This window comes from Allomuricauda ruestringensis DSM 13258 (assembly GCF_000224085.1).
GTDB lineage: Bacteria > Bacteroidota > Bacteroidia > Flavobacteriales > Flavobacteriaceae > Flagellimonas > Flagellimonas ruestringensis.
In genome coordinates this window covers 2606768-2626933 of sequence record NC_015945.1, presented here as the reverse complement: position 1 = coordinate 2626933, position 20166 = coordinate 2606768, and the positions used below count along the sequence as shown (strand labels likewise).

The window sequence follows — 20166 nt, the reverse complement described above, 5'->3', positions numbered from 1 at the left end:
TAAACTTATAGCGTAATGCTTTAATAGTGCTGAATTTCCGCTTTTGCCTGATTGAACTCAGCCATTAATTCTTTAACTATTTCCGCTGCAGGTGTTATGTTATGGATCAAGCCGGAAACTTGGCCTATTTCCAGTTCCCCTTCTTCCATATCCCCTTCAAACATGCCGCGTTTGGCCCGGGCCCTTCCCAATAAGATTTTTAAATCTTCTATGGAAGCACCTTTGGCATAGGCTTCCTGTACATCTTTAAAAAATTTGTTTTTGAGCAATCTTACAGGTGCCAATTCCTTCAAGGTCAATTGGGTATCACCCTCTTGTGCATCAACCACCCTCTTTTTAAAGAGTTCGTGGGACGATGCTTCAGGGGAGGCTACAAACCTACTCCCTACTTGAACGCCATCAGCACCCAAAACCATAGCTGCCAACATAGCCCTGCCCGTGGCAATACCTCCAGCGGCAATTAAGGGTATTTGTATTTTCTCTTTTACAGAAGGTATCAATACCATGGTCGTGGTCTCATCCCTTCCGTTATGTCCACCAGCTTCAAAACCCTCAGCCACTATGGCATCCACTCCGGCTTCTTGGGCTTTCAATGCAAACTTTACACTGCTCACCACATGAACCACGGTAATTCCTTTCTCTTGAAGAAATTTGGTCCAGGTTTTCGGATTTCCCGCAGAAGTAAATACAATTTTCACCTCTTGGCCAACAATTATGTCCATCAACTTTTCAATGTCGGGATACAACATGGGAACATTGACCCCAAAAGGCCTATCGGTTGCTTTTTTACATTTTATGATGTGCTCCTCCAACACCTCGGGATACATACTTCCCGCCCCAAGTAATCCCAATCCACCTGCATTGGAAACCGCAGAGGCCAAACGCCAACCGCTGGCCCAGACCATTCCCGCTTGGATGATAGGGTATTCTATTCCAAAAAGTTGTGTGATTTTATTTTGCATGAAAGTTTGGATTCAGATTTCCACCAAAATAAACAAAATAAATAAGGATTCCGGTTAAGAAATCACTCCTGACCCGATCAACTCATCATTGCTATACCATGCGGCAAACTGCCCTTCGGTAATGGCGGACTGTTTTTCTTTGAAATCCATGTACAAACCGTTCCCTACTTTGTAGAGTGTTGCCGCTTGCAATGGCTGTCGATATCGAATTCTCGCCATAACTTCCATGGTTTCATCCTCCTGCAAAGCCAAATCCGGGCGTACCCAATGGAGTTCATCCTCCTTTATGAACAGCGTATTTCTTAAGAGCCCCGGATGCGTTTTCCCCTGACCGGTATAGATGATGTTCTTCTCCACATCGGTATCGATTACGAACAAAGGTTCCTTGGTTCCGCCCACATTGAGGCCTTTTCGCTGCCCAATGGTAAAATAATGCGCGCCTTGGTGCTCCCCGACCACTTTCCCGTCTGTTTCGGAATACACAGGCTTTTCGGCTTGGAAAACCAATTTTTCCCGCTCATTCTGAAATGCTGGAACAGTGATCGAAAATTGTGCGGCATCATTCGGCACTTCCACGATTACCCCTTTTTTGGGCTTTAATTTTTGTTGCAAAAACTCGGGCAGATGTACTTTTCCGATAAAACATAATCCTTGAGAGTCCTTTTTATCGGCCGTAATCAAATTATTGTCTGCTGCTATTTTTCGAACCTCAGGCTTCAACAATTCACCAATTGGGAACAAGGTCTTGGACAATTGTTCTTGCGACAATTGACAAAGAAAATAGGATTGGTCTTTGTTCAGGTCTTTACCGGACAATAACTGGTAGGTTTCCGTACCATCATCATTTTGGATGGTTCCTTTTCTGCAATAATGTCCCGTTGCTACGTAATCAGCCCCCAGTTGCAGGGCGATTTTCATAAACACATCAAATTTTATCTCCCGATTGCAAAGCACATCTGGATTTGGGGTTCTTCCTCTTTCGTACTCATTGAACATATAATCCACAATGCGCTCCTTGTACTCCGCACTCAAATCAACGGTTTGGAAAGGGATTCCCAGTTTTTCGGCCACGATCAATGCATCGTTACTGTCCTCCAACCAAGGGCATTCCTCCGAAATGGTCACGGAATCGTCATGCCAGTTCTTCATAAACAGCCCTATTACGTCATACCCCTGCTCTTTGAGCAAATAGGCAGCTACACTTGAATCCACTCCCCCAGAAAGTCCAACAACAACCTTTTTCATTGCAATGATTTAAGGCTACAAAAATACGAATTGACGTTAATTAATAATGGTAAATATATCCTAAAGCAACAGTTGTGAAATTATAACCAACACATCCTTGGAATTTTAATTTTGTTAAAGTTTTAACCTAAAATGTTAAACATTATTGTTGTTATTTTGTTTAATTATATTTTCACATTGTTAAACAAACATCTAAAACAACATGAAAGCTTTAAAACATTTAACCCGATTGACCCTTTTACTAGTATTCATTGGATTCACATCGTGTTCCGATGATGACAATGGACCTATGCCTCCCGAACAGGAAGGAGATAATATTGTTGAAGCCGCACAGGCAACCGCCGAACTTAGCACTTTGGTTGCCGCCCTTCAAAAAGCGGATGAGAGTGCCAATAACGACTTGGTTGCTGCTTTAAGTGGTGAAGGACCATTTACGGTTTTTGCCCCAACCAATCAAGCATTTACAGACTTGCTTGCACAACTGGACGGTTTTGATTCTTTGGATGATTTTAGTTCCGAACAATTGCAAGATTTGCTAGCTGTGATTTTAACTTATCACGTGGTGGGCGATGCTGCACTTTCAACCGATTTAAGCGACGGTATGAGCCTAACAACCTTACAGGGTTCCTCCTTGCAAGTAACCACCGAAGGTGGCGTGTTTATTCAAGATGCAACCGATGTTGCCGCTGAGGTGACTACCGCAGATATTGAAGTTTCCAATGGCGTTGTACATATTGTAGATAAGGTTTTATTGCCCCAGGCCATTTTGGATGAACTGGCCGACATTATCCTAATGCCCATTACCGATTTGGCCATTGGCAACGAAAACCTAGAGAATTTGGTTGCTGCCCTTATCGCAGCCGATGGAGACCTTCCCACGGTATTGCGCGGAAATGGACCTTTCACCGTATTGGCGCCAACCGATGAAGCATTTGAAACTTTTCTTGATGGTGCAGCCCTAGAGGACGTTCCTGTTGACGTATTGACCAATGTATTGCTCAACCACGTAATTAGTGGGGAGGTTACTTCAACAGACTTAACAGGACTCGGTTCCGGTTATACAAGTACTTTGGCTACTGGAGCTGGTGAGCAAAATGTAAGCTTGTTCTTCGATACCTCTGATGGTGTTACCTTCAATGGTGTTGCCTCCGTAGTAGCTGCGGATGTAAAAGCGATCAACGGTATTGTTCATGTAGTTGATGCCGTAATAGATATTCCAAATATTGTGGACCACGTGGTTGCCAACCCAGGACTTTCCACTTTGGTAGTTGCTTTGACCGAAGGCGGGAATACAACTTTCACCGATTTACTATCCAACGAAGAAGAAACGTTCACTGTATTTGCTCCTGGCAACGATGCCTTTAGTGCATTTACCAATCCAAATTCCAATGATTTAAATGTTATTTTGGCCAATCACGTGATTGTGGGAGCTGCTGCGTTCTCTGGGGATTTGACAAATTCTTATGTGAACACGGTTGCTGAGTATGCTGCTGACGAGAATTTAAGTTTATACATTAATACCGACGATGGTGTAACCTTAAATGGTACAAGTAGTGTGGCAATGGCGGATATTGTAGCAAGCAACGGCGTAATCCATACCGTGGATGCTGTTATCGACCTGCCAACAGTGGTAACTTTTGCCGCTGCCGATCCGAACTTCTCCACTTTGGTCACAGCATTGACAGAGTTGACCCCAAGTACGGATTTTGTAAGCGTATTATCTGCCCAAGACGGTGCCGGGAGCGATCCATTCACCGTGTTTGCCCCTACCAACGCTTCATTTGATGCCTTGGCCAGTATTCCGGCCGAAGCTGACCTAATCCCAATATTGCAACACCACGTTGTGGCAGGTGCCAATGTACGTGCCGGTGATTTGAGCGATGGAGCCACCGCTACTACTTTGGAAGGCGATATGATTACCATCAACCTACCAGGAACTGGGGATAACATTGCAGATATTACCGACGGTGCAGGAAACATGGGCATTGGTATTGATGCCGTGGATGTACAAGCAATCAATGGTGTCATCCACGTAGTGGATACTGTACTCATCCCGGACACTTCAAACTAAACGATTTTTGATTGATGGATAGTGCAAAATGCCCCCTCAAAACAAATTGAGGGGGTTTTTTATTGCGCAAAATTTACCGTTCATCGATGACACATCAACAAGGGATTATTTACCCACAAAAACCAACGGTTTTACAACTTTTAATTTTTTGGATAGGCGTGATGTCGCATCTTTGGAGTCCCAAATCTTTCCAAACTATACCTATAAATGGAAACTCCCCCAAGAAAAATCTTGAGGGAGTTTTTTATTTGAACCAAAAGTATACTGACTCGAGATTATCTTTTTCCTGATTTCTTTTGCTCTTCGGCCTGTTCCATCATCTCGCGCATTTTACGCTGGAACTTGTTTTCCTTTTTAGGCTTTTTCTTATTCTCCTGTATTTGGGCATGGATTTTATCCTCGTCCAGAATGTAATTCTTAATCGCCAGCATAATAAAGATGGTAATCAAGTTGGAGACAAAATAGTACAAACTCAACCCACTTGCGTAGTTGTTAAAGAAGAACAACATCATAACGGGCGATAGGTACATGATAAATTTCATGTTTGGCATTCCCGGTTGCTGTTGCATCTGCATGCTCTGTCCCGTTGTCATCTGCATATAGAAGAATATGGCCACGGATGCCAAAATCGGGAACAAGGATACGTGGTCACCGTAAAAGGGTATAGTGAACGGCAACTCAAAAATAGTGTCGTAAGATGATAAATCCTCTGCCCATAAAAATGGTTTTTGGCGCAGCGCAAAGGAAGTCGGGAAAAACATGAACAGGGAGTAGAAAATGGGCAACTGCAACAAGGCGGGCACACAACCGCTCATGGGGCTTACCCCTGCCTTATTGTAAACCTTCATGGTCTCCTGTTGCTTTTTCATGGCATTGTCCTTGTACTTTTCGCTGATTTCCGAAATCTCCGGCTTTAACACCTTCATCTTGGCCTGCGACAAATAGGATTTATAAGTGACGGGCGAAAGTGCCAGTCGAACCAAAATCGTCATGATCACAATGGCAATCCCATAGGGCAAGAACGAGCTTAAAAAGGTATAGAAGGGCGTAAATACGTAACGGTTGATCCAACCAAAGATTCCCCATCCAAACGGAATGGAATCGGCAAGACCCAAATCCTTATAATCATCCAATACCTTTACATCGGTGGGCCCGTAATACCAGTACATATTCTGCGAGAGTTCACCTCCTTGCAGCTCCAAAGGGGCCCGTGTGGTATATGCTTTCGTAAATTGAAGTTCTTTGCTCTCTTCCTCGACCAAGTTTGTAGATGTCAGATCAGCAGTCTTAAAATGATTGTCTGTAGCCAAAATGGAACTAAAAAAGTGTTGACGGTACGACAGCCACTTTACATCCACTTCGGTTTCCTCATCAAAATCGCTGCTCTCCGAAAGTTTACTGATACTTCCATCATCATGATTATACGTTAGACGGGTATATCTATTTTCATACTGCACGCTTTTGTTGTGGCGAATACCTTTAAGGTCCCACTCCAAAGTAACGGGCTTACTGGTGTTGAAAACTCCGCTCAAACCTTGGGAACGCACGGTAAAATCCACCAAATATTCATCCGGCTTCATTTCGTAGCGGTACTCCAAAAATTGATTGTTGGCCACTTTGGCCTTCATGGAAAGCACATGGTTGTCCCCGCTTTGGGTAAGTGACGGTTCAAAATACAAATCGGCCGTACTGAGAACGCGATTGTCCGATGTGGTAAAATTCAGTGCAAAGTTGGCATTGCCATCTTTTACCAAATATACGGGAACGGAATCATAGGTGACAAAATTCTTCATTTTGGCCTCAACGATCTGTCCTCCTTTATTGGCTACTTTCAGTTGAAGTACTTCGTTTTCCAGAATGGTGGTTCCATCAGTCGTTTGTGTAAATCCAAAAGCACCCACGGTATTTTTGTACTCGGCCACCGCTGTGGAATCATTTAAATTGATGGTCGGTGTTTCCTGTACGGGTGCAGTTTTGACCGCCTCCTCTGACTTGGCTTCCTCTGCCTCTATCTGCGCTTGCTCCGCTTTTTGTGCCTCTAACTCTTCTGGCGTAGGCTGATTTTGATAAAACATAAAAATGAGTATCCCAAAAATCAGTACAAATCCAATAATGGACTTAATATCCAGCTTCTTTTCTTCCATGAATATTATTTAGTAGAAATATTTTATTGGTATTTCAGGTGGCAAATATATGCCCAAAACCCCATTTTATGCCAAACTGGCATTGTTTTGTTTCTGCTTTTGGGTCAATACCGCTTTTACAAACCCCACAAATAACGGATGCGGACTCGCAACCGTGCTTTTGTACTCTGGGTGGTACTGCACACCAACAAACCATGGATGCGAAGGAATTTCCACCACTTCCACCAAGCCTGTTCTTGGGTTAAACCCAGAAGCCACCAATCCAGCTTCCTCCATTTGCTCCTTGTACTTATTGTTGAATTCGTAGCGGTGCCTGTGGCGCTCTTCAATATCGGAAGAACCGTATACCTTCTCCACCAAACTGCCCTCTTTTAGGTGACAGTCCCAACTGCCCAACCGCATGGTTCCTCCCATATCGGTAATGGATTTTTGTTCTTCCATTAAACTAATTACGGGGTCCGGGGTTTCACTGTCCATTTCGGTGGAATTGGCATTTTCCAGACCCAGTACCGTTCTGGCAAACTCAATAACTGCCATTTGCATGCCCAGACAGATTCCCAAGAAAGGGATGTTGTTCTCACGGGCGTAACGAACAGCCATCACTTTACCCTCTATACCACGTTCACCAAAGCCTGGGGCAACTAAAATACCGTCCAAGCCCATCATCTTTTTGTCAATGTTTTTTGCTGATAGATGTTCGGAATGCACCGATCTTACTTCAACATCTACCTCATTGGCCGCACCAGCATGGATAAAAGCCTCTTGTATGGATTTGTACGAATCGGGAAGTTCAACGTATTTCCCGATCAATCCGATGGTTACCTTATGTTTTGGGTTTTTATGACGTTGTAAAAACTCCTTCCACTGATCTAGGTTGGGTTCGGTATTGTTAGGAAGATCCAATTTTTCCAAGGTAACCGTATCCAGACCTTCTTCTTGCATTAACAAAGGAACATCGTAAATAGTGGATGCATCTATGGATTGGATCACTGCTTCTTTTCTTACGTTGCAGAAAAGTGCCAATTTTTCTTTGATGTCCTCCGAAATCTGATGCTCGGTACGGCACACCAAAATATCCGCTTTTATTCCGCTCTCCATCAAGGTTTTGACAGAGTGCTGCGTCGGCTTTGTCTTTAACTCCCCTGCTGCAGATAAAAACGGCACTAAGGTTAAATGGATTACGATACCGTTATGCTCGCCCAATTCCCAAAGCAACTGCCGAACAGATTCAATATATGGCAATGATTCGATATCCCCTACCGTACCTCCGATTTCGGTAATAACAATATCGTAATCCCCGCTTTTGCCCAAAATTTGGATGCGCTCCTTAATTTCGTTGGTAATGTGGGGCACTACTTGTACTGTTTTGCCCAAAAATTCACCTCTTCGCTCTTTTTCAATAACACTTTGGTAAATCCTGCCCGTAGTTACATTATTGGCTTGGGAAGTGCGTACGTTCAAAAAGCGTTCGTAATGGCCAAGGTCCAAGTCGGTTTCCGCACCATCATCGGTCACATAACATTCGCCATGCTCATAAGGATTCAGTGTTCCCGGATCTACATTTATGTATGGGTCTAGTTTTTGTATGGTGGTTCGGTATCCCCTGGCTTGCAGTAGTTTAGCCAAGGATGCGGCGATAATTCCCTTACCCAACGAAGAGGTAACGCCTCCCGTAACGAAAATGTACTTGGTATCTGACATATTAATCATTCTATTACGGGGCGTAAAATTACTAATTGCTGGGCAAAAATCAGGTAGATTGGCGAGGAAAATCTTTTTGCAGCTTTCTAATGATGGGTTCCAAGTTGTTGTCCTTAATGGTGAGCATCGTATTTAAGTAGTCTCCCAGTTTTCCCTTGGGAAAGCCTTTTTGGCGGAACCAGACCAAATATGGCAAAGGCAAATCCACAAGATAACGCCCTTTGAATTTACCAAAGGGCATTCTGTAATGGACCAGTTCCAAAAGCTGTTTTGAATCGGGACGTATTTCCATATCTAGGTCGAAAATACTATCTTTCCCAGAACAAATCCGAAAAATGAAACGTAGAAATTTTATAGCCACTGCTGCCGTTGGGTCTGCAGGTCTGGCCTCAGCCTCTGCCATGGCCGCCAGCCAAGGGCAAACCAAAGAATTCAAACTAAAACATAACATTAACCATAGCGTATGCGAGTGGTGTTTTAACGATATTCCCCTAGAGGATTTTTTAAAGACCCTGAATGAACTGGGTGTTAAGGCCATTGATCTCGTAGGTCCCGATAGATGGCCCATATTGAAGAAGTACGACATACATTGTTCCATGTGCAATGGTGCGGAAATTGGTTTGGCCGAGGGTTGGAACAACCCAAAATACCACGAGCAGCTAATCAAAAACTACACGGAAATGATTCCGAAAGTGGCCGGGGCGGGTTACACCAACCTTATCTGTTTTAGTGGCAACCGCAATGGAATGGACGATTATGTGGGACTTCAAAACTGCGTAGATGGTCTTTCACAAATTATGCCTTTGGCCGAAGAACATGGTGTGGTGATTCAAATGGAGCTTTTTAACCAAGTAAACCATCCAGATTACATGTGCGATAACTCTTTATGGGGGGTTGAACTTTGCAAGCATTTGGGAAGTGATAATTTTAAATTGCTTTATGATATCTACCACATGCAGATCCAAGAAGGCGACATTATCCGAAGCATTCAAAACTACCATCCTTATTTTGGGCACTACCACACGGCCGGTGTTCCGGGCAGGCACGAAATTGATGAAACCCAAGAATTGTACTACCCTGCCATTATTAAAGCGATTCACGATACTGGGTTTACGGGATACGTGGCCCAAGAATTTATTCCTACTTGGGATAATAAGATAGAGGCTTTAAAAGATGGCTTTATGCGGTGTGATATATGACCACACATAGAATTTATTTGAATGAGTCTTCAAAGAAGTATTATGCCAACTGCCTTATTGAGGAAATTGAATTCAACAATATTGATAATGATATAGCCGAACACCTTCTATCGATTAGTAAGAGCAATAACTTAAGACCCTTATTCTCTAAAAAGAGCAAGGATTCAATCCATAAGAGAGATTTCCATAGTTTTTTACAAATTGCATTTACTAAAGAAGGAGAAAAAAAGTTATTTAACCATATAAAACCATTCTTTGAATCTCAATACAATGTTATCAAAGAGGTTTTATTTAATTGTTATGAGAGAAAACCATATATAAATATATCAAGGAACGTAACCGTTTACAATAATGGTGCTAAATGGCTAGTAGATGCGGAATATTTCAATGTTTCTCAACTAATATTTGAATTGAAGAAAGGGAATAAGGCGCTTCACGACGAATTTTGGAATGAATTAAACAACAAACTATCCTTAGTCTGAAAAAACGTCCAGTTGAAGTCGAAGGTTCTGAAAGCTTTAAAATTTATTATCTACCCCCTCAAAACTCTGACCACTCTCCTAAGTGCCGTTGCTACTTCCTGTATCTCTACTCGGGAAAAGGTGTCTTCTTCCAGATAGAACAACATTTCCAAGCATAGCTCCAAATGTTGGGTGAAGGCTTCGGAGGTGCCGTAAGTGTCTGAAATTAATTGTGATAACTCGTTCTGTTGTTCCAAAGAAATCAAACCTGTTTTTTTTTGAAATTACTTTGGGATGAAGTTCTCAAATAGTTTCCAGATAGTTAGCCCTATATATCGTACCCAATCAAGAAATCGAAAAAATTGGTCGATTTTTGGCAGGAATCATTGCCAAACCTTTAAGGCTTCGGCTATCTTTTGGTTCCATTCCAACTGCTTTTCACGGTTTCTGGAAAAGTTGGTTTCCCAATCGTATCGCTCTTGGTAGGTTTGCAGCTCCCTTAAAATATCGGAATAAATTTTCCTGACCTCAGCCTTAACATCATCGGAAAAAGAAGTCCTACGCAATTTTTCACGCATCTTACGGGCGAATACCTCGGTAATATCAAAATGGAGCTGTTCGTGGGCCAATGTGTTTTCGTTGCACAATTCGGGTCGGTACCAAGACTCGTTGGGGTAGAAATAAGCGTTTACCTCAAAATCCAGCTTAACCTCGTGGTGCAACAGATTGGCCGAATAGGTATAGCTGATCCCGCTTGCAGTGGTTGCCGCAGATTCCTCCGCTGGTGGCACTTTCCCCTTAAAATCGGCCCAAGCAAGCCGTATGTTTTCATTCCAAGGGACTCCCTCCTCGATTTCTTGTGCAAATCCCAAAAAACCAAGTAGAAAAATACATCCTATGGAAATTATTTTACCCAATTAAAGTCGATTACTTTTTCAATATCGGGGTGCAGGCTATAGTGCACCGGGCAGGTATTGGCAGTATGTACCAAAATTTTCCTGTGTTTTTCGGACACCGATGACGGCAACTCGAATTTTACTTCGATTTTTGAGATTCTTCTCGGGTTGGCCGCCATGCGCTTGGTTACCTCGGCAGTGGACCCTGTTAAATCCACATCCATATCACGGGCCTTTATTCCCATCATGGTCATCATACAATTGGCCAAGCCGGTCGCTACCGTGTCGGTTGGTGAAAAGGCCTCGCCCTTTCCGTTATTATCAACCGGGGCATCTGTAATAAACTGGTTTCCGGAACGTATGTGCACACAGGTGGTACGCAGGTTTCCGTTATAGGTTACTTTTGACGTCATTTTTCTTGGGCTCAACTTCTTTTAATGTAAGGTCATCATACTGCATAATATAGCAGGCACGGTTAAAATAGCCAGAGGTCCAATCGTTGAAATAATCAAATCCATTTCCTGCATATTCTGTTAAACCGATATACTTTGAAGTTTCGAAAAGGTTCTTCTTGTACGCGAGCTTCAGCAGTATGTCCATAGTTACATCAAAACCGCGAACAGCATATCTATCCGGTAAGTTTCCATTGTACTTTTTCATGTATGCCCTGGTAAAGGCATCATTCCCAGACACCCGGTAGAACGATGGATAGGTAAACTTAAGATTGGAAAGATGTGTCCTGGACACCGCCTCATCATCAAAAGCATCGTTATAACTGGTGGTAAACATACGTACCTTGATTTTCTTGGTCTCTTCTGATGCTCCCACGGAAGAGGTATTGGCCGAGTTCAAAATAGAAGTGACGCTGGCCACCATATTGGGCTGATCTGTTTCCAGAAACACCCAATTTTCCTTGTCTTCGGATAGTTTGACCAAAAATTCATCCAAATGCAATGATTTGTTGTCGATTACCTTTGCGATTTGTGCTGCTGGGAATTTGCTCAAAATGGAATCATGTGCTACTTGATGGGTCGAATCTGCAATGATTATTATGTTTTCGTTCTTATGGATTTTTTCCATGTGGGACAGCATTTTATCCCGTAGTACAACATCCCTTGGTATAGAGTAGAATACATTGCCGTGGCTCAATTTACTGTCTGAAGCAATTGGAGCGATCACCGGAATGTTTTTTGCTGAAGCTTGAACAGCTGCTTCGTCCAAGGGTCCGGCCGCCAATGGGCCTATAATGGCGTCTACCCCGGTTAGGTTTTCCCTAAAAAGGATTTCTTTGACCTTGACTTGGTCCAGTTGGGTATCGTAGGTCTTGACATCCACCGAAACCCCTAACTTTTTAATGGAATCCAAAGCCACCATAGCCCCTGTATAAAACCCAAGGCTCAAGGCGATGTCCCTACGGTTTTTGATCAGTGCTTCGGCCTTTTCAGTATCGGCCACATTTACCTTGTCCAATCGGAAAGGAAGCATAAAAACCAATTTGGGCTTGTTTTCCACATTAATACTGTCCACCAAATTGATCTTATCCAAAACCAAGGCATTTTTCACTTCCAATTCTTCTGCCTTTTCTTTGGGCAATTTTAAAACCATCCCGGCTTTTAGCCCATTTTCCAAGGCCGGATTCAAACGGAACAGCTCATCCCTAGTGATTTTCAGGTTTTGGGTAATCCTAAAAATATTCTGCTTGGGCTTTACTTCATAAAAAATAAAGTTGTCGGTATTTACCTCACCCTCTTTGTTCTTCTTTTTAGGAAGTCGTACCACCATCCCCACTTTAAGACCGCCCTCTTTCACAATCTCAGGGTTCAACCTTACTATGGAATCCGTTGGAACACCATACTCCCTTCCCAAACTGTAAAGGGTCATTTTTGGCGGTACGGTATAGGAAGTGAACAATTCCACCTTTTGCTCCTTAAGGCTATCGCCTTTGGGCCTAGGTAATTTTAATTCCTGGCCCGCTGCCAAATAATTGGTGTTCTTGTCCAATTCCGGGTTCAACACCAATAGGCTATCCACACTTATTCCATATTTGTGGGCAATGCTCCATCGGGTTTCTTTGGGCTGAACGGTATAGGTTTCAAAATCCAACTCCTTTTCTTCATCGGGATCCACCTCAGGAAATACTGGGATTTGAAGAATCATTCTACGACCTAGGGTTTCTGAATACAATTTGGTATTGTAACGCTTTAGTTGATCCTCGGTAATGTTGTATTTCTGCGTTAGTCCAAAAAGAGTTTCCTTTCTTCTTACCCGGTGTCGGATAAAACGAATTGGTTTTACCTTTTCTTCCTCTTGTTCTTCTTCTTTTGTCTCCGTTTTGTTTTCAGCAGGTTTTCCGTTCAAGGGAATTATAAGAATTGTGTTTTCCTTTACATCGGAATCGCTTTTGATTTCCTTGTTGGCCTGTAATATGCTGTAGGGCGTCACCCTGTATTTTTGCGAAATGCTCTTGAGCGTTTCTCCTTCTTTTACAGCATGTGTTGCATAGTTTTGTGCGGATACTGGCACCATGGCCAACAAAAAGACCATGGTAAAAACCAGTTGTAAAATTTGTTTTTTCATTCCCATTCTATAGTTGCCGGTGGTTTTGAGCTAATGTCGTACACCACTCTATTAACGCCCTTAACCTTGTTTATTATATCATTAGAGGTCTTTTGTAGGAATTCGTAGGGTAAATTTACCCAATCGGCCGTCATTCCATCGGTGCTTTCAACAGCTCTGAGCGCCACACATTTTTCGTAGGTGCGCTCATCTCCCATAACCCCTACACTATCTACGGGCAAAAGCATGGCTCCGGCCTGCCAAACCTTGTCATAAAGTCCCCATTTTTTGAGTCCATCAACAAAAATGGCGTCCACTTCTTGTAAAATAGCCACCTTTTCCGGGGTAATGTCTCCCAAGATACGGATTCCCAAACCAGGGCCCGGAAATGGGTGCCTTCCTAAAATCTCCGCTGGCATATCCATACTTGCCCCTACTCTTCGCACCTCATCCTTGAACAACATTTTCAAGGGCTCCACCACTTTCAATTTCATGTAGTCTGGTAATCCGCCCACATTATGGTGACTTTTAATTACCGCTGATGGTCCACCGCTGGCCGAAACCGATTCAATCCTATCCGGATAAATGGTTCCTTGCGCCAACCATTTTGCATTTTCTACTTTGTGGGACTCATCATCAAAAACCTCAATAAAGACCCTGCCGATGATTTTTCTTTTTCCTTCAGGATCCGATTCTCCTTTCAAGGCACCCAAAAAGCGTGCCGAAGCATCAACGCCCTTAACATTTAATCCCATGTGCTTATATTGGTCCAAAACACTTTCGAACTCGTTTTTGCGCAAAAGACCGTTGTTCACGAAAATACAGTACAAATGATCGCCAATCGCTTTGTGCAACAACATGGCGGCCACACTGGAATCAACTCCCCCGGACAGTCCCAAAATCACTTTTTCGTCGCCGATCTCTTTTTTTAGTTCCTCTACCGTTGTTTCCACAAAAGCATCCGGGGTCCAATTTTGTTGCAGCCCGGCAATGTTCACCAAAAAGTTTTCCAAGAGCTTTTTACCATCGGTGGTATGGTACACTTCTGGGTGAAACTGAATTCCATAAGTCATTTCACCATCAATCTTGTAAGCTGCGTTTTCCACATCGTGGGTACTGGCCAAACGAATGGCCCCTTCTGGAAGCTCCTTAATGGTATCGCTATGGCTCATCCACACTTGGCTTCCTTCACCGATATCTTGTAAAAAATCGTCTTCTGAATTTACATAGGACAGATTGGCCCTACCATATTCACGGGTGGCTGATGGTGCCACGTTCCCACCATGAAAATGGGACAAATATTGTGCGCCGTAGCAGATTCCCAATAAAGGTTTCTTACCTTTTATTTCGGACAAATCGGGGTGCGGGGCATGCTCCGAGCGCACCGAAGATGGTGAACCAGAAAGGATAACCGCCTTGTAATCCGATAAATCCTCGGGCAGTTTATTGTAGGGTTTAATTTCTGAGTAAATGTTGAGTTCCCTAACGCGTCTTGCGATCAGTTGTGTGTACTGGGAACCAAAGTCTAGGATAAGTACGTTGTTATGCATGGGCAAAAATAGCAATTTGCTTTAGTTGCAAAAGTATCTTTTAAAGGATATTTAAGACAACTTTTTCCATGAAGTTGTTCCAACGGGTTATTAACAAGTCAATCTTTCCAATGTCGCCTTACACTTTCTTTTGAAAAAAGCACAATCTTATATAGTTTTTTTCTTAACTGATTTCATTATTTCTTTGCCCTTAAAATAACACGGACCATGATCAAGGGATTTATTTTTGATTTGGATGGCGTAATCACAGATACTGCTGAACTGCATTACGCTGCTTGGAAAAAATTGTCGGCCGATATGGGTTGGCAATTTGATCGTGCCCTTAATGAAAAACTGCGGGGAATTTCCAGAATGGATTCCATAAAAGTGATTATGGACCATAACGGTGTTAGCTTGGACGATGCGACCATTCTTGAACTTGCCACAAAAAAAAACGATATCTATGTTGAAAGTTTGGGTAGCATGACCCAAGAGGATTATTTGCCGGGCGCCAGGGAACTTTTAACACATTTAAGGTCCGAGGGCTTTAGCGTTGCCCTTGGAAGTGCCAGTAAAAATGCCCCAAAAGTGTTGAAACAGCTCAAGGCCACTCATTTTTTTGATGTAATCGGTGATGGCAATAGCGTTGCCAAAAGCAAACCTGCCCCGGATATTTTCCTTTATGCTTCGGAAAAATTAGGGCTGCGTCCAGAAAATTGTATTGTTTTTGAGGATGCCGAAAAAGGGATAGATGCTGCCAAAGCCGGAAAATTCCACAGTGTGGGCATTGGTCCCGAAGAGCGCGTAGGACATGCCGATATTAGGTTCAATACCATGAAGGAGGCTACGTTGTTCGAAGTAAAGTCACATTTCAAGGATTTGTTCTAAATCCATTTTTAAGCCATAAAAAGCAAAAAGCCCCGGGAACCACTCCGGGGCTTTTCAATAAAATAAAATCAAAACCAACCTAAACATATGAGTTAACCAACTCAAAATTTAAATTTTCATAGCTATTTACAATTATGAAACAACCCTAAGTGTAAATACCCTACTTTGGTTGCAATCTTTTTTGAAAAAGATCAATGTATTGAATGAAATCAGGCAGCGATCAATTGCGCCTTAAAACAGTAAACCCTTTGGAAAACGGATCTAGGGCATCCAATAATAAAGGAATCAGATCCTCTCCCATTTCCAGGTATATTTCTGAAAAGTTGAGCTGTCTTTCTTGTAATGATTGGTTGGGAAACAACTCATTCTGTAAGTCCGTTAAGCGCACCACATGATCTTTGAGTTTTCTTTTCTGTGCCCTTAACAAACGTTTTTCAAGGGCATCCAAACCTTTTTTCTGTTTTACCTCCTGTGCCTTTACCGCTCCCAAAAAGCTTTTGTCGGTTTGTTCGGCCAGTTCGTACATGTGCTGGAACTGCTCTTCCAACAACTGTTTCTGTGGCGAAAAATCAATATCAATATTGGAGATATCCCGTATCTTTTTATTGATGAGCGAATGTTGTTTCATGAATAAATGGGAAACCTTTAATCCCATTTTTTCTACTTTTTCGAATTGCTTTTCCGTTATCAGCAAAGCTGAATTTCGAAGCATCAACATAGGAAAAGTTACTCCCACTTCATCAAAATAGGATTTGAGCTCCAGCCAATAGGCCAGTTCTCCTCCCCCACCAATATAGCAAAGGTTAGGTAAAATCACCTCCTGGTATAGTGGGCGCGCCACCACATTGGGCGAAAACCGTTCGGGATGCTCGTCAAGTTCCTTTAAAAGTTCTTCCTTGGTAAAATCGATATGGGTGTTGATTACATGATATTTTCCCTTTTTCAAGATGATTCGCTCCCGAAAACCCTCTTTTAAATAGAAATAATTGATTTCTCTAGGGTTTACTTGAATATTATAATCAGAGGAAACACCTTGCAATGATTCAATCGTCTCGGATATTTTCCCATAAGGCGTATGCTCCAATATGTCCTTTTTGGCGTAGGGAATGAGTAATTCCTTCAGACTTTTATCATCACCGTCCACAATCACCAATCCTTCATTACCAAACAAAGCATTGGCCAAGTATCGAGTGGCCTCAGCAAGGTTGGGATGCTCCAAATATGCCTTTTTGAACAGCTCTTTCAAATTATCCGTCAACCCGAGGTTGCCTAGTTCTGCGGAGAATATCTCGAATACATCTTCCAGGCCCTCGGTAGATAACCTACCTACCGCTCCAGATGCCTTTTTGTTCCAAAGCACCTTTTTACCGTGTAGGTTAAAATAATTGATTTCCTCAAAATCATGATCCTCCGTAGCCATCCAATACACCGGTACAAAATGGTTTTTTGGATGCTTCTCATTGAGTTGTTTGGTCAAATTGATGGTGGAAACAATTTTATAAAGGAAGTATAGCGGGCCTGTAAACAAATTCAACTGATGCCCTGTTACCACCGTAAATGTTGTTTCTTTGGACAAAGTATCCATATTTTTTTGGGTTGCCTTGGAAATCTCAACACCTTGGTATTGCTGCTTTAAAGCATTGACCAAGACTTTTCGATGTGCTTTTGGATAGTTAGCGGCCTTTTCCGTGATTTGGTCTTCAAAGTTTTCGGGCAAAGGGTATCTGTTAAAAAAGGGGGATAAATCTTTTTTCTGATCGAGATAATCACAAATTAATTGGGAAAAATAACCGGTCTCCTTAAAGGGTATACATTCTACTTCCATTAAAACTGCAATGAGGTTTTCAAAGATAAGTCTCTTCTTTTTTTCTCGTCCCAAAAATACGTTAATTGAATTTTATGCAATTTTAGCGGGTCGGCCCCAATAAAATTAGGTTTCTGCCTCAATTTATTAGTAGATTTGGTAGAACCAATTAACCCAAGCATGACCAGATTTTTATTTTCCCTCATCCTTTTAGGATCAATTTCCGTTTCGGCACAACAACTAAAATCCCCTTCCGAATTTTTGGGATACGAACTCGGAACTCAGTTTACCCGCCATCACGAAGTGGTGGATTATTACGAGTATTTGGCAGAATCTGCCCCGGACAGGGTACAACTTACCGTTTATGGAAAGACCAATGAACGCAGGCCTTTGATTTTGGCATACGTGTCCTCAGCAGAAAACCTTACAAATTTGGAAAACATTAGGCAAGAGCACCTAAAAGATACCGAAGGAACGGGAAATGCTTCCAAGGCAATTGTTTGGTTGAGTTATAACGTACATGGCAATGAAAGCGTAAGTACCGAAGCTTCGATGAAGACCATATATGAACTTTTGACCAAAAAGAGTTCTTATTTAGAAAACACGGTGGTAATCATGGATCCGTGTATTAATCCTGATGGGCGCGACAGGTACAGCAATTGGTACAATCAATATAAGAATACCCCTTATCAAGTAGATTCGAACAGCAAGGAACACCATGAAGGTTGGTGGAGCGGACGTAGCAACCACTATATGTTCGATTTGAACCGCGACTGGGCATGGCTAACACAGGTAGAGAGCCAACAACGGTTAAAAATGTTCAACCAATGGCTGCCCCACATCCATGTGGATTTCCATGAGCAAGGCGTAAACAACCCATACTATTTTGCGCCTGCTGCCGAACCCTATCACGAAGTGATTACCGATTTCCAACGTGATTTTCAGGTGACCTTGGGCAGAAACCATGCAAAATATTTTGATGCCAATGGTTGGTTTTACTTCACCAAAGAAGTTTTTGACCTATTGTACCCCAGCTATGGTGACACCTACCCCATCTACAACGGCTCTGTTGGAATGACCTACGAACAAGGTGGAAGTGGCAGAGCTGGGCTTGGGATTATTACTGCTATCGGTGACACACTTACCCTAAAAGACCGTATTGCCCATCACTTTACCACTGGGCTTTCCACCGTGGAGGTATCATCCCAAAACGCAGAGAAATTAAATGAGGAATTCAGGAAATTCCATCAAAATAAGGAGTTTAAATACCAAAGCTATGTGCTAAAAGGTGACAAGGATAAATTAAATGCCCTTAAATCCCTTTTGAAAAAACACAGCATTGAATATGGTGACCTTACAAGTGGTTCTTACAAAGGACATAGTTATGGCACTGGAAACAACGGCAGCCTGTCCATCAACAAAAATGGTATGGTGGTCTCTACCGACCAGCCCAAAGGCACCTTGGTAAAAGTATTGTTCGAACCCAATGCCAAACTTTCGGATTCACTGACGTACGATATTACGGCTTGGTCGCTGCCCTACGCCTATGGATTGGATGCCGTTGCCTCCACGTCTTCGGTTTCCGATCAAAATATACAGGAAACATTGGCTTCTTCCAACATCAATAGTGGAAGTTATGCCTACCTGACCGATTGGAACAGCATGCATGATGCGCGCTTTTTAGCAGCTCTCTTGAACAAAGGTATACGGGTTCGTAAAGCGGACCACCCTTTTAGTATCGAAGGTAAATCCTTTAATCGTGGTACCTTGATCATCACCAAAGGTGATAACGAAAACAAGGAAGGTTTTATCCAAACCCTGCAAACCATTGCTTCTAAATTTGAAAAAGAGATTACTTCCACAAGTACAGGTTTTGTGGATTCAGGAAAAGATTTTGGTTCTTCTTCCATTCAAATGATAACCAAACCCAAGATTGCCGTATTGTCCGGTGGCCCTACCTCAACGCTTCGCTTTGGGGAAATTTGGCACTTTTTTGAGCAACAATTGCATTACCCGATTACCGTTATTGATGATGAATATGCAAACCGAGTGGACTTGAACGAGTACAACATTTTGGTTTTGCCCGATGGACGATATGGAAGTCATTTTGACGAAGACCAGCTATCCGAGCTAAAAGATTGGGTAAGGCAAGGTGGGAAAATTATTGCCATGGGCGGTTCCATTAATGCCCTTGATGGTAAAAAAGGCTTTGGAATCAAGAAAAAGAAAGTGAAAAAAGATTCCACCGAAAACACACCCCAACCCTATAAAGATTGGGAGCGGGAACGAATTAAGGGAGCGATTACCGGCGCAATCTTTAAAACCAAAGTGGATAACTCCAATCCGTTGGCCTACGGCTATGGTTCCAATTATTTCTCTTTAAAACTCGGAAGTAATGCTTACGAGTACCTGGACAACGGAAATGCGGTGTACCTAGAACAAAACACCAAACCCTTTTCTGGTTTTGCAGGTACAGAGGCACAGAAAAAGATTTCTGAATCTTTAATATTCGGAGTGGAAAACCTTGGTCGCGGCCAAGTAATTTATTTGGTGGACAACCCCTTGTTCCGAGGATTTTGGGAAAACGGCAAGCTGTTTTTTGCCAATGCGCTCTTTATGGTGGACTAAAGTTCTTCTAAACTGATTTTAAGTAGATTATTCGGTTTTTTAACTAAAGCGATACGGAAACTTGTGTCCAAAATTTTGTATA

16 protein-coding genes are annotated in these 20166 nt (G+C 42.5%); 5 read left to right on the top strand and 11 right to left on the bottom strand.

Annotation, left to right across the window (positions count from 1 at the left end):
* Window positions 1-20: 20 nt before the first annotated feature.
* Window positions 21-962 (bottom strand): NAD(P)H-dependent flavin oxidoreductase, encoded by a 942-nt coding sequence (locus tag MURRU_RS11730; protein WP_014033683.1) that lies wholly within the window; start codon window positions 960-962, stop codon window positions 21-23.
* A 54-nt stretch (window positions 963-1016) separates the two neighbouring features.
* Window positions 1017-2207, bottom strand: coding sequence for a tRNA 2-thiouridine(34) synthase MnmA (gene mnmA, locus MURRU_RS11725; protein ID WP_014033682.1), 1191 nt, complete (start codon window positions 2205-2207; stop codon window positions 1017-1019).
* Window positions 2208-2409: 202 nt separating this feature from the next.
* Between mnmA and MURRU_RS11720 the strand changes: the two genes are divergently transcribed.
* Window positions 2410-4278 carry a fasciclin domain-containing protein gene (locus MURRU_RS11720; protein ID WP_014033681.1) on the top strand — a complete coding sequence of 623 codons (1869 nt, stop codon included), beginning with the start codon at window positions 2410-2412 and terminating at the stop codon, window positions 4276-4278.
* Between the two features lie 275 nt (window positions 4279-4553).
* Here MURRU_RS11720 and yidC read toward each other — a convergent pair whose 3' ends face one another.
* The 3 genes from yidC to MURRU_RS11700 all read right to left on the bottom strand — a co-directional run bounded on the left by yidC (window position 4554) and on the right by MURRU_RS11700 (window position 8415).
* Window positions 4554-6422, bottom strand: coding sequence for a membrane protein insertase YidC (gene yidC / locus MURRU_RS11710; protein WP_014033680.1), 1869 nt, complete (start codon window positions 6420-6422; stop codon window positions 4554-4556).
* A 66-nt stretch (window positions 6423-6488) separates the two neighbouring features.
* Window positions 6489-8123 carry a CTP synthase gene (locus tag MURRU_RS11705; protein ID WP_014033679.1) on the bottom strand — a complete coding sequence of 545 codons (1635 nt, stop codon included), beginning with the start codon at window positions 8121-8123 and terminating at the stop codon, window positions 6489-6491.
* Window positions 8124-8172: 49 nt separating this feature from the next.
* On the bottom strand, window positions 8173-8415 hold the full coding sequence (locus MURRU_RS11700; RefSeq protein ID WP_014033678.1) for a DUF3820 family protein: 243 nt from the start codon (window positions 8413-8415) through the stop codon (window positions 8173-8175).
* A gap of 43 nt (window positions 8416-8458) precedes the next feature.
* Here MURRU_RS11700 and MURRU_RS11695 point away from each other — a divergent pair, with 43 nt between their 5' ends.
* The gene (locus MURRU_RS11695; protein WP_014033677.1) at window positions 8459-9322 is read left to right on the top strand and encodes a hydroxypyruvate isomerase family protein; all 864 of its coding nucleotides are present in this window, start codon (window positions 8459-8461) and stop codon (window positions 9320-9322) included.
* Window positions 9319-9804 (top strand): hypothetical protein, encoded by a 486-nt coding sequence (locus tag MURRU_RS11690; RefSeq protein WP_014033676.1) that lies wholly within the window; start codon window positions 9319-9321, stop codon window positions 9802-9804. The genes MURRU_RS11695 and MURRU_RS11690 overlap by 4 nt, the downstream gene beginning before the upstream one ends.
* Window positions 9805-9854: 50 nt before the next feature.
* Here the strand turns inward: MURRU_RS11690 and MURRU_RS11685 are convergent, their stop codons facing one another.
* From MURRU_RS11685 to guaA, 5 genes are all read right to left on the bottom strand, one after another.
* The gene (locus tag MURRU_RS11685; protein WP_014033675.1) at window positions 9855-10049 is read right to left on the bottom strand and encodes a hypothetical protein; all 195 of its coding nucleotides are present in this window, start codon (window positions 10047-10049) and stop codon (window positions 9855-9857) included.
* Between the two features lie 117 nt (window positions 10050-10166).
* On the bottom strand, window positions 10167-10700 hold the full coding sequence (locus tag MURRU_RS11680) for a DUF922 domain-containing protein (protein WP_014033674.1): 534 nt from the start codon (window positions 10698-10700) through the stop codon (window positions 10167-10169).
* Complete coding sequence (locus MURRU_RS11675) at window positions 10688-11092, bottom strand: OsmC family protein (RefSeq protein WP_014033673.1); 405 nt, start codon at window positions 11090-11092, stop codon at window positions 10688-10690. The genes MURRU_RS11680 and MURRU_RS11675 overlap by 13 nt, the downstream gene beginning before the upstream one ends.
* A complete protein-coding gene (locus MURRU_RS11670) occupies window positions 11070-13256 on the bottom strand; it encodes a LysM peptidoglycan-binding domain-containing protein (protein WP_014033672.1) in 2187 nt (728 codons plus the stop codon). The genes MURRU_RS11675 and MURRU_RS11670 overlap by 23 nt, the downstream gene beginning before the upstream one ends.
* Complete coding sequence (gene guaA, locus MURRU_RS11665) at window positions 13253-14785, bottom strand: glutamine-hydrolyzing GMP synthase (protein WP_014033671.1); 1533 nt, start codon at window positions 14783-14785, stop codon at window positions 13253-13255. Before guaA ends, MURRU_RS11670 begins: the two co-directional genes overlap by 4 nt.
* Window positions 14786-14992: 207 nt before the next feature.
* On the opposite strand from guaA, the gene pgmB reads away from it, so the two are divergent.
* Window positions 14993-15652, top strand: a complete 660-nt coding sequence (gene pgmB, locus MURRU_RS11660; RefSeq protein ID WP_014033670.1) for a beta-phosphoglucomutase — start codon at window positions 14993-14995, stop codon at window positions 15650-15652.
* A 220-nt stretch (window positions 15653-15872) separates the two neighbouring features.
* Here the strand turns inward: pgmB and bshC are convergent, their stop codons facing one another.
* Complete coding sequence (bshC, locus tag MURRU_RS11655; RefSeq protein ID WP_014033669.1) at window positions 15873-17477, bottom strand: bacillithiol biosynthesis cysteine-adding enzyme BshC; 1605 nt, start codon at window positions 17475-17477, stop codon at window positions 15873-15875.
* A gap of 159 nt (window positions 17478-17636) precedes the next feature.
* Here bshC and MURRU_RS11650 point away from each other — a divergent pair, with 159 nt between their 5' ends.
* Window positions 17637-20084 carry a M14 family metallopeptidase gene (locus MURRU_RS11650; RefSeq protein WP_014033668.1) on the top strand — a complete coding sequence of 816 codons (2448 nt, stop codon included), beginning with the start codon at window positions 17637-17639 and terminating at the stop codon, window positions 20082-20084.
* Window positions 20085-20166 lie beyond the last annotated feature (82 nt).